At 61.3% G+C, this 12,326-nt stretch carries 16 protein-coding genes and 1 pseudogene; 8 read left to right on the plus strand and 9 right to left on the minus strand.

What is annotated here, in order from left to right:
• Positions 1 to 81 precede the first annotated feature (81 nt).
• Positions 82 to 453, plus strand: coding sequence for an Hpt domain-containing protein (locus tag FHT87_RS20405; protein WP_183804614.1), 372 nt, complete (start codon positions 82 to 84; stop codon positions 451 to 453).
• 202 nt (positions 454 to 655) lie between these two features.
• Complete coding sequence (locus tag FHT87_RS20410) at positions 656 to 976, plus strand: 2Fe-2S iron-sulfur cluster-binding protein (RefSeq protein WP_183734902.1); 321 nt, start codon at positions 656 to 658, stop codon at positions 974 to 976.
• A 325-nt stretch (positions 977 to 1,301) separates the two neighbouring features.
• Here FHT87_RS20410 and FHT87_RS20415 read toward each other — a convergent pair whose 3' ends face one another.
• Entirely contained in the window at positions 1,302 to 1,931 is a 630-nt protein-coding gene (locus FHT87_RS20415; protein ID WP_183804615.1) for a DUF922 domain-containing protein, read from the minus strand.
• Positions 1,932 to 2,033: 102 nt separating this feature from the next.
• On the opposite strand from FHT87_RS20415, the gene folP reads away from it, so the two are divergent.
• The 5 genes from folP (at position 2,034) to FHT87_RS20440 (ending at position 5,009) form a co-directional block, all read left to right on the plus strand.
• Positions 2,034 to 2,927: a dihydropteroate synthase gene (gene folP / locus FHT87_RS20420; protein WP_183804617.1), complete on the plus strand. Its 894-nt coding sequence runs from the start codon at positions 2,034 to 2,036 to the stop codon at positions 2,925 to 2,927.
• A 75-nt stretch (positions 2,928 to 3,002) separates the two neighbouring features.
• Positions 3,003 to 3,371, plus strand: a complete 369-nt coding sequence (folB, locus tag FHT87_RS20425; protein WP_112547776.1) for a dihydroneopterin aldolase — start codon at positions 3,003 to 3,005, stop codon at positions 3,369 to 3,371.
• Positions 3,361 to 3,879: a 2-amino-4-hydroxy-6-hydroxymethyldihydropteridine diphosphokinase gene (folK, locus tag FHT87_RS20430; RefSeq protein ID WP_183735101.1), complete on the plus strand. Its 519-nt coding sequence runs from the start codon at positions 3,361 to 3,363 to the stop codon at positions 3,877 to 3,879. Before folB ends, folK begins: the two co-directional genes overlap by 11 nt.
• Positions 3,880 to 4,063: 184 nt before the next feature.
• Positions 4,064 to 4,558 carry a hypothetical protein gene (locus tag FHT87_RS20435; protein ID WP_183734905.1) on the plus strand — a complete coding sequence of 165 codons (495 nt, stop codon included), beginning with the start codon at positions 4,064 to 4,066 and terminating at the stop codon, positions 4,556 to 4,558.
• 7 nt (positions 4,559 to 4,565) lie between these two features.
• On the plus strand, positions 4,566 to 5,009 hold the full coding sequence (locus FHT87_RS20440; protein WP_183734906.1) for a YetF domain-containing protein: 444 nt from the start codon (positions 4,566 to 4,568) through the stop codon (positions 5,007 to 5,009).
• A gap of 13 nt (positions 5,010 to 5,022) precedes the next feature.
• On the opposite strand, the gene FHT87_RS20445 is transcribed toward FHT87_RS20440, so the two are convergent.
• The 7 genes and pseudogenes from FHT87_RS20445 to FHT87_RS20475 all read right to left on the minus strand — a co-directional run bounded on the left by FHT87_RS20445 (position 5,023) and on the right by FHT87_RS20475 (position 10,291).
• Positions 5,023 to 5,598: an isochorismatase family cysteine hydrolase gene (locus tag FHT87_RS20445; protein ID WP_183734907.1), complete on the minus strand. Its 576-nt coding sequence runs from the start codon at positions 5,596 to 5,598 to the stop codon at positions 5,023 to 5,025.
• 21 nt (positions 5,599 to 5,619) lie between these two features.
• A pseudogene (locus tag FHT87_RS20450) lies at positions 5,620 to 5,832 on the minus strand (hypothetical protein); the annotation flags it as partial.
• Positions 5,833 to 6,049: 217 nt separating this feature from the next.
• Positions 6,050 to 6,256 carry a hypothetical protein gene (locus FHT87_RS20455; RefSeq protein ID WP_183804619.1) on the minus strand — a complete coding sequence of 69 codons (207 nt, stop codon included), beginning with the start codon at positions 6,254 to 6,256 and terminating at the stop codon, positions 6,050 to 6,052.
• A gap of 152 nt (positions 6,257 to 6,408) precedes the next feature.
• Positions 6,409 to 6,960: a hypothetical protein gene (locus FHT87_RS20460; protein ID WP_183734910.1), complete on the minus strand. Its 552-nt coding sequence runs from the start codon at positions 6,958 to 6,960 to the stop codon at positions 6,409 to 6,411.
• A gap of 211 nt (positions 6,961 to 7,171) precedes the next feature.
• On the minus strand, positions 7,172 to 8,251 hold the full coding sequence (locus FHT87_RS20465) for a TIGR01620 family protein (protein WP_183804621.1): 1,080 nt from the start codon (positions 8,249 to 8,251) through the stop codon (positions 7,172 to 7,174).
• Positions 8,248 to 9,723, minus strand: coding sequence for a YcjX family protein (locus FHT87_RS20470; RefSeq protein WP_183804623.1), 1,476 nt, complete (start codon positions 9,721 to 9,723; stop codon positions 8,248 to 8,250). The genes FHT87_RS20465 and FHT87_RS20470 overlap by 4 nt, the downstream gene beginning before the upstream one ends.
• A 73-nt stretch (positions 9,724 to 9,796) precedes the next feature.
• On the minus strand, positions 9,797 to 10,291 hold the full coding sequence (locus tag FHT87_RS20475; RefSeq protein ID WP_183734913.1) for a histidine phosphatase family protein: 495 nt from the start codon (positions 10,289 to 10,291) through the stop codon (positions 9,797 to 9,799).
• Positions 10,292 to 10,568: 277 nt separating this feature from the next.
• Between FHT87_RS20475 and dksA the strand changes: the two genes are divergently transcribed.
• The gene (gene dksA, locus FHT87_RS20480; RefSeq protein WP_007826301.1) at positions 10,569 to 10,988 is read left to right on the plus strand and encodes an RNA polymerase-binding protein DksA; all 420 of its coding nucleotides are present in this window, start codon (positions 10,569 to 10,571) and stop codon (positions 10,986 to 10,988) included.
• 114 nt (positions 10,989 to 11,102) lie between these two features.
• Here dksA and FHT87_RS20485 read toward each other — a convergent pair whose 3' ends face one another.
• Positions 11,103 to 12,242 carry a flagellar biosynthetic protein FliO gene (locus FHT87_RS20485; protein WP_183804625.1) on the minus strand — a complete coding sequence of 380 codons (1,140 nt, stop codon included), beginning with the start codon at positions 12,240 to 12,242 and terminating at the stop codon, positions 11,103 to 11,105.
• Positions 12,243 to 12,326 lie beyond the last annotated feature (84 nt).

Below are 12,326 nucleotides of genomic sequence, written 5' to 3' on the forward strand. Positions count from 1 at the left end.
TGCCGGAATTTAACGGGATCGCCATTCTCCGATCGCACAACAGATGCAACCGCAGACGATATAAGACGGGAGAATTGGCAAATGGCAGCAGTAGGCATTGCGTTCGAAGCACCCGACAATTCCAACGGGCCTTCGCCTTCCAAGGTCCGGCCGATCGACCTTGTCCATCTTGCGCGCCAGACGATGGGCGACAAGACGGTGGAAATTGAAGTCCTCCAGATGTTTGCGCGCCAGGCGCGCGCCTGCCTGCAGGACATTGCAAGCGGCGAGTCCGCCAAGGTGGGCGCAGCAGCGCACCGCCTGAAGGGTGCCGCAAGCTCCATCGGCGCCTTCCGGGTTTCGCAGTCGGCGGAAGCCGTGGAAGAGAACAATGGCGACGCGACCGCCATGGCAGCCCTCGGTGCAGCCGTCGTCGATGCCGAGAATTTCATTCTGAAACTCTGCCGCGGATAAGGCAGGACAGGCTGAGAACGACCTAGGCCCGCTGTTCCATTAGGGAACGGCGGGTCTTTTTGCGACGTTCTTCATGACGCATCGGGAATGGCGCAGCCTTTGCGTATCTGCGAGGCTCAGGGCATCCGGCAATGTTGACTGACGCGCCGAATTGTCGGAAGAAAATCCGCCCACCTACGACCAAAGACCGGAAATAGTCCTGATGCCCAAACTTACCATCGTCGCCTTCGACGGAACGCGTTTCGATCTCGATGTCGATCAAGGCTCCACCGTAATGGAGAATGCGGTCCGCAATTCCGTGCCCGGCATCGAGGCCGAATGCGGCGGCGCCTGCGCCTGTGCAACCTGTCATGTCTATGTCGACGAACAATGGACGGAAATCGTCGGTCCGCCGGAAGCGATGGAAGAGGATATGCTGGATTTCGCCTTTGACGTGCGTCCAACTTCACGCCTTTCCTGTCAGATCAGGATGAAGGCTGCCTATGACGGCCTTACCGTGCATGTGCCGGAACGGCAGGCCTGATTTCTCACTGTTTTTGAGAACCATCCTTGAGAGAATGGGGGAGCTTTCCCAAAAAGAGAGCCTCGCACGCCGGAGGCGAGCGAGGCGAGGCGGGCGCATTACCTACGGATGAGGGAGGAACACCCGCGGCTTCGGAACGCGCCAGGAGAACACAGTCACGAAAGCCAGCTACCTTACTGCACTTTCGAATATAGTCATATTACCGCTTTCCGGTTGAGTCCACCAGAATGAAAAATGACCGGTAAAAGGCTGGGAAGCGCACAAGTTTCGCACAAGTTTCATTGTGCAGCTAACGATCTCTACTCGCCTTGAGGCTGAAAAGAGCTTATCTTTCGCCGCCTTTGACCTTGAGTCTATTGTTGAGCAGTCTCAACATGCGATTCTGGAAATTGACGGCTTCGACGCGATCGAATCGGGCCTGCAGCTTGTCATGCTCCTCTATTCCGCGAGCCGACTCATTCGAGACGAGTTCCTGCATGGCCTCGCAATTACGCTGCGACGGGAGCGCTTTGAGTTCGCGCTCCATGACGCGGGCCTGGGTGCGGGCGATCTCGGCATGGCGCTCCTCGTGACGCCTGATATCGCTCGACAGCGCATCCCAGATCATCGACAGCTCGCGGCTCGTACCCTTACGATTGCCCCACCGCGGCATGATGATCTGCGTGTGGACAGTGACCTTGACGTTGCCGACGCGGCAACGTCCATTTTCCTGGATATAGGTGGCCTCGCCGCCGAAACGGATCTTGGTGGCGCCGGGATGGCGGGCGGAGGAGCCGTTCGCTGTCGGGCCACGGCGGCTCAGCTCATCGTCCAGCTCGTCGGCCGTCTTTCCTTTGATATCGAAATAGGAATAGCTTTTCGTTGCAATGACTTCGGCTGCCGCGGGGCTGCAGAGGAAAAGGGCAATCATGGAAAAGGCGATGGGAAGGCGCATATAACGCAACGCAAGCGGCATTCTGAACTGAACCTGTGTTGAAGTTTGGCGGAGCTTGGGGCATAGCCACGGTAAGCGCAATATCGGATAGCGGCTTTTTTCGTTAGTGACGGGATTAGACTGGTGAATCAGCTCGATAGCAGTTTCTGGCGTGTGGCCCATGGTCGCGAGATCGAGCTCGGCAAGCGCTCAGTGATCATGGCGATCGTCAACGTGACGCCGGATTCCTTCTCCGACGGCGGGCGTTATCAGACGGTCGACAGCGCCGTCGAGCACGCGCTGCAGGCAGTCGCGGACGGCGCCGAAATCCTCGACATCGGCGGTGAGTCGACGCGGCCGGATGCGGTTTCCGTCAGCCCGGCGGAGGAACAGGCGCGGGTACTGCCCGTCATCGAGGTGCTCAGCAGACGCACGCAAGCGTTGATTTCCATCGATACCTATCGCGCGGAAACGGCGCGGCTTGCCATTAGTGCCGGCGCCCATATCGTCAACGACGTCTTCGGCTTGCAGAAGGAGCCTGATATCGCCGCGCTGTCGGCTGAGACCGGGGCGGGGCTCTGCATCATGCATACGGGCCGCGACCGACAGAAGCTTGCCGGTATCATCGATGACCAGATCTTCTTTCTCGAGCGTTCGCTGGAGATCGCTTCGGCTGCCGGCGTCCTGCGTGACCGTATCGTGCTCGATCCCGGCTTCGGTTTTGCCAAGGAGACGCCGGCAGAAAATCTGGAACTGATGGCGCGTTTCGAAGAGCTGCACCGCTTCGGCCTGCCGCTTCTTGCCGGCACCTCGCGCAAGCGCTTCCTCGGCGCCGTCACGGGCCGGGAGCCCGCGGAGCGCGATGCGGCGACGGCCGCGACCAGCGCGCTCTTGCGAGTTCAAGGCGCGGCTGTTTTCCGGGTACACAATGTCGCAATCAACAGGGATGCGCTTGCCGTAGCCGATGCTATGCTGGCCGCCCGGAACGACACTTCTAAAGCGTGTCACGATCTGTCAGATCCGCATGCCACGCTTTAAGTCTTTGTTTTACGCATGTCGTTGTCGCAAAACCGCTACGCACTTTTGCGCGATATGCTTTAGGGGGAGGCCGTCATGAGTACCTATACGATCCTAATGCAGAACTGCGCCTTCTTCGCCCGCCACGGCGTGCATGCCGAAGAGGAATTCCTCGGCCAGCGCTTTTTCGTGGATGCCGAACTGGAGGTGGAAGCGGGCAGTGCACTGGAAAACGATTCCATCGATGAGACCGTCCACTACGGCACCGCCTTCACCATCATCGAGGAGATCGTCGTCGGCCAGCGGCGTTACCTGATCGAGGCGCTGGCGTTCGATATCGCCAAAGGGCTCTGTAAAAAATTCCCACAGATCATCAGGGCCAAGATCACGGTGCGCAAGCCGAATGCGCCGATCCCCGGCGTGCTCGACTTCGTGCAGGTGACCGTTGAGCATCGTGCCCGATAATCCATTCCATCTCGCAACGCTCGGCCTCGGCGGCAATATCGGCGATCCGGTCAAGTCCATGGCCGCGGCACTCACGCGGCTCGATGCCGACGCGGATTGCCGCGTGGCGGCCGTTTCGCGGCTTTACCGCACGCCGCCCTGGGGCAAGACCGACCAGTCCTATTTCTTCAACTCCTGCGCGGCGGTGGAAACACGGCTTGCCCCGGAAGCGCTGCTCGATCTCTGCCTGTCGATCGAGCGGGAGATGAAGCGCGAGCGTATCGAGCGCTGGGGGCCGCGCACGCTCGATATCGATGTGCTGACTTATCAGGGAGTCGAGCAGGATGCGCCGCGGCTGGAATTGCCGCATCCACGCATGACGGAGCGGGGCTTCGTGCTGATGCCGCTTGCGGATATCGCGCCCGAACTCATGGTCCGGGGCAGGGCGGTTGCCGACTGGCTGGCCGGTGCCGATATCGCGGGGATCGAGATCGCGGACGAGAGCCGCAACTGGTGGCGCAAGGCCTGAAGGGCCACCAAGAGCAGGCTGCAAGACCTAACAGCCCTCAGAATCTCCGCCATGCGGGCTTTTCCGTGCGTTCGTAACGTCTTGTCGCCTGCACCGGCTGCGCTAACTCAGAGGGGCGACTGAGCCGGAGGTATCATGAGGCAATTCAACAGCGGCCGGAAAGGCTGCTCGTTCAGGTGCTGATATGCCGAGAACGAGCAGCAGCCTTCCCGAAGGCATCGAAGATCATACTCGCTTCCAGCAGCGCGTCTGGTGTGCGCAACGCTGGGCATGGATCGGTTTTGCCGCCGTTCTCATCGCCGCGCTTTTCGGAGCGCTCGGGCGCAGCGGGCCTCTCTCCCAACAGGAATTGAAGCTCGCCGGCGGCAACATCGAGCTGCCGATCGTTACGCGGTGGAATGCGCCCGACGAGTTGCGCGTCTTTTTCTTGCCATCCTCTTCGGATCGTAGGCTCGTCCTCGATCCCGATTTTTTCACGATCTTCTCCATCGAAGGCATCGACCCGCCGCAGAGAGCGGCAGACTACGAGAATGGCCGTATCGGCTATGTCTTTCCTGCCGATGCCGCCGCGACGAGCCAGGTTATTCTGAGGCTTCATACGCAGAAGCCGGGGCTGCATTCCTTCCGCATCGGTATCGGCCAGGACGTCATCGAACGTTCGGTCCTCGTCTTGCCGTGAGGTGTCGATGGACGCAGTCGTTCGTGGCATCGCCATCTATTTCACGCTGCTGGTGATCATCAGGCTGTCGGGCCGGCGCACGCTCGCCCAGATGACACCCTTCGATCTCGTCATCGTACTGGTGATTTCGGAGACGACACAGCAGGCAATGCTGGGTGACGATTTCTCGATCACCAATTCCGTGCTCCTGATCCTGACGCTGTTTACGACTGATATCGCGCTTTCCTATCTGAAGCGCCGGTCACGATGGACGGCCAGGTTGATCGACGGCGCTCCGACCGTTCTCGTTACCAATGGCGTTTACGATGAGGCTGCCCTGACGGGTGCGAGACTTCAGAGAGACGATGTGATGCAGGCTGCAAGAACGCAGCAGGGCATCGAGAGTGTCAAAGATATCCGGTTTGCAATTCTCGAAGTGAGCGGCAACATCAGCATCATTCCGAAGGAGTGAGGGGAACGGCGGATCAGAGAGCGGAGAGGAATGCATCCGTTTCGGTAATCTCCACCTGCACCGAAAAGCGGCCGCCCAGCAATTCGAGCGTAGCGTCGTGCGTTTCGTCAGCGCTGCTGCAGACGGCGTCCTTCAACAGGATGACGCGATAGCCGAGATCGATTGCACCAAGTGCTGCCGCGAGCACGCAGATATCCGTTTCGCCGCCGGTGATGGCGATGGCCTCGACCTTTTCCTGCGCGAGCGTTTCATGCAGCCGCCCGTCGACCCAGGGAGAATAGGTTCGCTTGTCGAGGATGCGGGCGGGCGGTGCGAAAGGCTTCAGATCGGCAACGATATCCACGAGTTCCGGCAGCAAGTGTTCGCCGGTCATCATCGGCCATTTTTCGTAATAGTTCCTCCACATGCCCGGCATGGCATCAGCGGTCGGCGGCGGGACGAAGCGTGTGAAAACCGTTCGCTCCGCATACCGCCCCGAGAGTTCAACGATCTGCGGCGATACCGTCGCCATCCACGGCACATGCCATGCTGTCTGTTCTGCAAACATCCTCTGCATGTCGATGCAGAGATGGATCCAGTTGCCGGGCATCGGACCTCAAGCTTCCTGCAATCAGGGCGAATTGATGCTGGGCAGAAAATCCTCGACCTGCTTGCGATCGCTCGCAGACAGCGACTGTACCTGTTCCTGCCAGAAGCGTTCGGCCTCCGGCGGATCCTCCTCCCACTGGCGCACGGTCGTGATGTTATCGTCGATTTTGCAGCGGCGGTGTCCGCCGAGGCGCAGATATTCCTTGGCGAGCTTCAGGCTCCTGGTTTCCGTATCCACATTGGTCGCGTTCATGGCCTTGCCTCCTTGACTGCGCAGGGACCTGCCCTGCCATTCACGGAAAACGGTACATGGCGGGAAATGATCCGAGGCCATCACGAAATATTAAAATGGGGAACGGAGACAGGTCGGCACAGTTCTCCTTACCGAGGCGGCGACGAGCCGACCTCGCGATCATGAGAAAGGAGAATTGATCATGGCAAACCAAGGCGGTTCACACGAACAGCATGTCAAGGCAGGCCAGCAGAGCCACAAGAATGCCAGTCCACAACAGGCTTCGTCTGCCAACAATCAATCCAGTTCGGGTACCCGCGGCGGCACGCATGAGCAGCATGTGAAGGCCGGTCAGCAAAGCCACAAAAACACTCGCTAAAAATCTGACCGATCTGGAAAGAAGCCCGTAAAAGCGGGCTTCTTTCATGTCTTCGTTTCAGAGTCTCAGGCCTCTGTGGCGCGACTTGAGCAGCGGCTGTCTGCTCGCACGACCCGGACGAATGCTCATGGTCTCCCGCGTCCAAAAGCAAAAGCGGCGGAAAACCGCCGCTTCAGGAAAACCCGTCTACGATGAGTGGCTTACTGGATCGAACCGACTGCCATTTCGTCGACCTGGCGGGTGAGCGTCAGACCGATAACAGGGACCATCTGGCTTTCGACCTTGACCGAAACGGTGACGTTCATGGTCTTGTCGTCGCGCACACGGGCAATCATCGCACCGTTCAGCTTGGCGCGGTTGATGCCGACGACGACGGTGTCTTCCGTGACGGCGCCGGAGACGACGTCGAGACCCTTGCCTTCGGCTCCGTCAAGGAACTTGCCCTTGTAGGTGGAGCCGGACTGGGAAATCACGGCAGTCATGGGCTGCTTGAAGACGCCGACGCGGCAGGTGCCGTCAAGCTTGATACCGGCGGAGGAATCATCGGCCGGCGAACCGACGAGATTGCAGGTGAATTTCGTGCCCTTGTACTTGCCGGCGACGATCTCGCCCGGACCCTTCCAGGTGCCGGCAACGGATTCGAAGAAGGCCTTGTCGCGGGTCGCCGCAGTGGCGTTGGAAGCGACGTCTGCCACCGGAGACAATGCCGCGGCGGCCAAGCCGCATACAAAAAGAAACTTGCGCGAATACATGGATTTTCCTTGGCAAACACCACTCGGGAACTGGCAGGAAGTTTTGCCGGAGAATGGTTAATGCTTTCTTTCCGAGGCGCTGAAATGCGTGGAAATACAGGGCTTTCGCAAGGCAAGGATTCTCAGGTTGTGCCTTTAGCGCATTGAATCCGCAGGAAATTTCCACGCCCTGCGCAAGAAGGCACAAATGTGTCGAAATCCGGCGTCTTCTTCATGGATTGCCGTTGCGCGCCGTCATCGAGGGCGTCAGGTCGCCAATGAAATCGCCGATTCCCGGCCGTTTCAGTGCCCGGAAGTTCAGCGGACGGCAGAGATCCATGGCGGCAATGCCGATCCGCGCCGTCATCAGCCCGTTGATGACACCTTCGCCGAGTCGGGCGGAAAGCTTCGAGGCTAGGCCGTGGCCCAGCACTTGCTGCACGAGGCTGTCGCCGACGGCAATCGAGCCGGTCACCGCAAGATGGGCGAGCACGTCGCGCATCAATCTGATCATGCCGAGCGTGCCCGGCCGGCCGCCATAGAGTTCGGCCATGGCACGGATCAGGCGAGCGGCCTCATAGAGCACGTAGAGAAGATCGACGATGGCGCGCGGACTGACCGCCGTGACGATCGAGACGCGCTTTGAAGAGTTGACGATCAGCGCGCGCGCCTGCCGGTCCAACGGGCCGAGAAGCTCGCGCTCGGCAAGCGCAATCAGATGCGGGGGGTCGATGACCTCACCTTCGGTCGCCTTCAGCGTGGTGCGGCCCTTTGCGGTTTCCGGCTTGGCGTCGACAAGGCCAGTCAGGCGGGCGACAACCGCACGGGCTTTGGCCGGGCGGGTTTCGAGGATCGCAGCATCGGCCTCGGCCTTGATGGCCTGCACCGCTGCAAGCCGCATCATGCCCGCCGTCTCCCTGATGACGATGGCGATGACGGCGAGGATGCCGATCGCGAGCGCGGCGAGCGCGGCGTAACCCAGCCAGTCGGCGCGGCTGAAGAGATCGCGGATCAGCCGGTCGGTCCAGAGGCCGAAGGCGAGGGACAACAGAATGCCGAAGGCGCCGGCGGCGATGCCGGCAAAGGAGGTGCGGCGCTTGCGCGGGGCGGCGACCGGCAACGGGCTCAGATCTTGTTCCGGATTGAGGAAGGGATCTTCCTCGTCTGATGTCAGCACAACTTCGCCGGAGAAACTTGCCGGCTTGCGGCGCTGCGCGCGCGGGGATTCGGCCGCCGTATTCTTGTCCTCGTAGACGAAGGCGGAGGGGGCACGGCGTGGCGGATTGGGCTGGTCGATCGGCGGCTTGCTCATGCGAGGCGGTCTCCGAACAGGAACTGCATGGCGCGGTCGAGGCGGATATGCGGCACGGAGAGCTTTATGCCGCCGCCGGTTTCCTCGAGCTGCGGCGGGCGGAAGCGCACGACATTGACGTCGGGCAGTTCGACGGAGGTGTCACCGACCTCGATACGCTCGAACAAGGATTCGGGATTTTCCGGCAGGTCGCCGGGGAAGATCGCCGTCTTGCGTTCGCCGTCGAAGGTCTCATTGGCGATCTTCTCGCCTGCCATCGGCGTGCCGACGATGACGGGCAGGTCGTGGCCGTCCTGACGTACGGTGGCCTCCCGCGTGGCGCGCACGGAGGCAAGCGCCATGACATCGATGCCGGCGCCGGCCATGCCGATACGGTCGATGGCGCGGTCGACGAGGCGGCGCGTCAGACGGTCCAGCCGGTCATGGCTTTCATGATGCAGATGATCGGCCTTGGTGGCGGCGACCAGCACGCGATCGATGCGCCGACCGAGGAGCGACGACAGGATGGAATTGCTGCCGGGGCGGAAACAGGCGAGCACATCGGTCAGCGCGCGCTCCAGATCCTGCACGGCTTCCGGTCCGCGGTTCATGGCCTGCAGCGCATCGACCAGCACGATCTGGCGGTCGAGGCGAGCGAAATGCTCACGGAAGAAGGGTTTGACGACGACGGATTTGTAGGCCTCGTAGCGGCGATCCATCATCGCCCAGAGCGAGCCACGCTCCGGCCGGCCCTCGGGGGGCAAGGCAAGCGGCGCGAAGGTCAATGCAGGGGAACCGTCGAGATCGCCGGGCAGCAGGAAGCGGCCGGGCGGCAGGGTGGAGAGCGAGCGCTCATCGGCCTTGCAGGCTTTCAGATAGTCGGTGAAGCTGGTGGCGAGGTCGCGGGCCACCATTTCATCGGCGGAAGCGGTGATGTCAGTCGCTTTCGCCAGCGTCAGCCAGGCGCTCGACAGCTCGGCGCGGATGCCGGTGGCGGCAAGCGCGATGGTTTCCTCGCAGAAGGTTCGGAAATCCTTGCCGAGCAGCGGCAGGTCGAGCAGCCATTCGCCGGGATAATCGACGATATCGATCGACAGGCGACCGGGCGAGAACATGCGCGCCCAGGAACTGGCGCTCTGATAATCGAGCGTGATGCGCAGTTCGGAGATCGCGCGGGTGGAATCCGGCCAGCTGCGCTCCTTCACCAGCGCGCGGATATGATCCTCATATTGGAAGCGCGGCACGGCATCGTCCGGCTGCGGCTCAAGGCGCACGGCCGACACGCGGCCGGACTGCACCGCTTCGAACAGCGGCAGGCGGCCGCCATGCAGGAGATTATGGACGAGCGAGGAAATGAAGACGGTCTTGCCGGAGCGGGAAAGGCCGGTGACGCCGAGCCGGATGGTCGGATTGACCAGACCGCTGGCGCGGTCTGCAAGATTATCCAGCGCGATCAGCGCATCGTCGGCAAAGGATGTCAGGCGTGGCGGCAAATCGGAATCCCTGATGGCACTGCCTGCAATATAGGAAAGGGCCGCTGCCCGAAAAAGAAGCGGCGCGAAAAGCTCAGTCGGTGACGAAATCGACGAGACGCCATGCCGCAGTCGTCGTGACGTAGTCGATGACAGCGAGACCGCCTGTCGGGAAGCCCTTCGGCAAAGAGGCAGCCATCGCCTTGTGGCCGATCAGCGCCGATAGGGCCTGTTCCATGGTCGGGTTATGGCCGACGAGCATGACGCTCCCCACATCCTGTGTGTCGAGGATTTCGAGATAGGTATCGACCGAGGCATTATAGAGCGTGTCGACGAAACGCATGTCGAGCGTTTCGCCCATGGCGCGATGCACGGCCTCCGCGGTGTCGCGGCAGCGGAGCGCCGTCGAACTGATCAGGATATCCGGCCGGTAGCCCTTGTCGGCAGCACGGTCGGCGACGATCTCGGCATCCCCAAAACCTTTCTCGCTCAGCGGGCGGTCGAAATCGCGCTGTCCGGGCTCGGCCTGGGCAGCTTGGGCATGACGGAGGAGGTAGATCCGGTGCGGTGGAGGCAGGAGGGCGACCATGGGCAAATCCAGCTTCGAGCGGAGCCTTTTAAGTAGCGGCTGCGGTCCGACGACGTCAACTGTCGAAAGGCTTTCATGAGCGCAAAAGGACGGTCGCAACACGGCATTTTGAATGCGAGGTGAGAATCACCGCTCGGAATAATGGTGAGAAAATAGACTGTTAGCTCAAATTTATGACAGATTTAAAAATCTGTTTACGTGTCTTATTTGGCTTGAATCGCTGATAGCGCTTGGGATATACAGCCCGCCAGATGAGATGTTCTTCAGGAGAATCGCGTTGAGTGAGAAGATCGATCTTAGCAATTATGTACCCTCGGAAGACGAGGAGTTCATGAATACGAACCAGCGCGCTTATTTCAGAGCCAAGCTGGTTGCCTGGAAAAACGATATCCTTAGAGAAGCGCGCGAAACACTCGACCATCTGGCTGAGGAAAGCGCGAACCACCCTGATCTGGCAGATCGTGCATCCTCCGAAACCGATCGGGCGATCGAACTTCGCGCCCGTGACCGTCAGAGAAAGCTGATCTCCAAGATCGACGCAGCCCTGCAGCGCATCGAAGATGGCACTTACGGCTACTGCGAGGAAACCGGCGAACCGATCGGCCTCAAGCGTCTCGACGCCCGCCCGATCGCTACGCTGTCGATCGAAGCGCAGGAACGCCACGAGCGGCGCGAAAAGGTTTACCGGGACGAATAATCAGTTCCGGACCGACAATGAAAAAAGGCACCGCGAGACGATCGCGGTGCCTTTTTGTTTTGTGCCCCTTTGCCCTGGGGGCATATGGCCCCGGCTTTTATCTGGCGCTCCCGCTCACTTGTCGCGGTTGACGCTCATTTCGCCGAAGATGCGGGCGACTTCCTTCTGAAGTGCTGCATCCGCACCTGTGATCGGCGCCATTTCGGGGTCGCGGCGCGGCATTGATCCAGACTGAGGGGATCCAGGCTGAGGGGAGCCGGGCTGCGAGGCAGGGCGCGCCTGCTGCGCGTTGGGCGTGGGAACCACGCGGTCTGCGGCGACATTGCCAGTTATTTCCTCATCGAGGATGCGCTGGAAATCCCGGCGGATGGCAGCCGATTGCACGCCGCCATCTTCCGTCGCCACCGGTGCGCCGCGTGAAACGGTGGGGATGCTCTGGGCCGGCGGCGTGGAAACTTCCGGTTCGATGCGCTGCTGCGGCAACACCCGCTGGCGGGCTGCATCGAGGATATCGGCGGCGTTGGCCGTATCGGGCACCGGCTGCGGAGCCGGGCGTTCGGGCTGGCGCGGCTGAACCTGCAGCGGGCGCTGCAGGCCGTCACGCTCAGCTGTAAGCGGAGCCGACATCTGCGGAGCGGAACGTTCCGGCTGGCTCGGCATTTGCTGAGCAGACATTTGCTGAGCAGACATGGGTGGGGCCACGGCCGGAGCGACCGGGGGTTCGGGACGCTGGCGGATGGGATCGGCAGGCGGGGCGATGACGGGGGCGGGTGTCGGCGTCGGGATATAGGTTTCGAAATCAGGTTCGGAGCTTGCCGTTACGGACGGTGCAACGGGAGCGGCAGCCGGCCGCGGCTGCGGGGCCGGCGGCGGCTCGCGGCGCGGCTGGACGAGAGAAGGTTCCTGGACGACTGGGCGCTCCTCGACCGGCTGCGGGCGGAACTCAGCGGCCGTTTCGACTTCCGATTCCGGCAGGATGCGGCTTTCGATGACGATGTCTGTTGGTCCGCCGATCATGACGAGATGTTCGACATTGTCACGCCGCACGAGCACCAGGCGGCGGCGGGCATCGACCGCGGCAGCATCAAGCACCTGCAGGCGCGGCTGGCGGTTGCGGCCACCGCGGACGAAGGGCGAGGGCGCGCGGTTGCGCAGAAACCACATGATGGCGATGAGCAGAATGAGGGCAATGCCGACGCCGCCGGCGGCAAGCAGGAAGCGGTCGCCGTAAGCTCCTACAACATCATCGAACATAGGCACTCACTCCATTTCGCATTATGGCACAACAGACGACTTTTCCGCTCCTTAGGCAAGAGCCGGCAGGTCTGTCCAGTCACC

The sequence above is a fragment of the Rhizobium sp. BK316 genome (assembly GCF_014193695.1).
GTDB lineage: Bacteria > Pseudomonadota > Alphaproteobacteria > Rhizobiales > Rhizobiaceae > Rhizobium.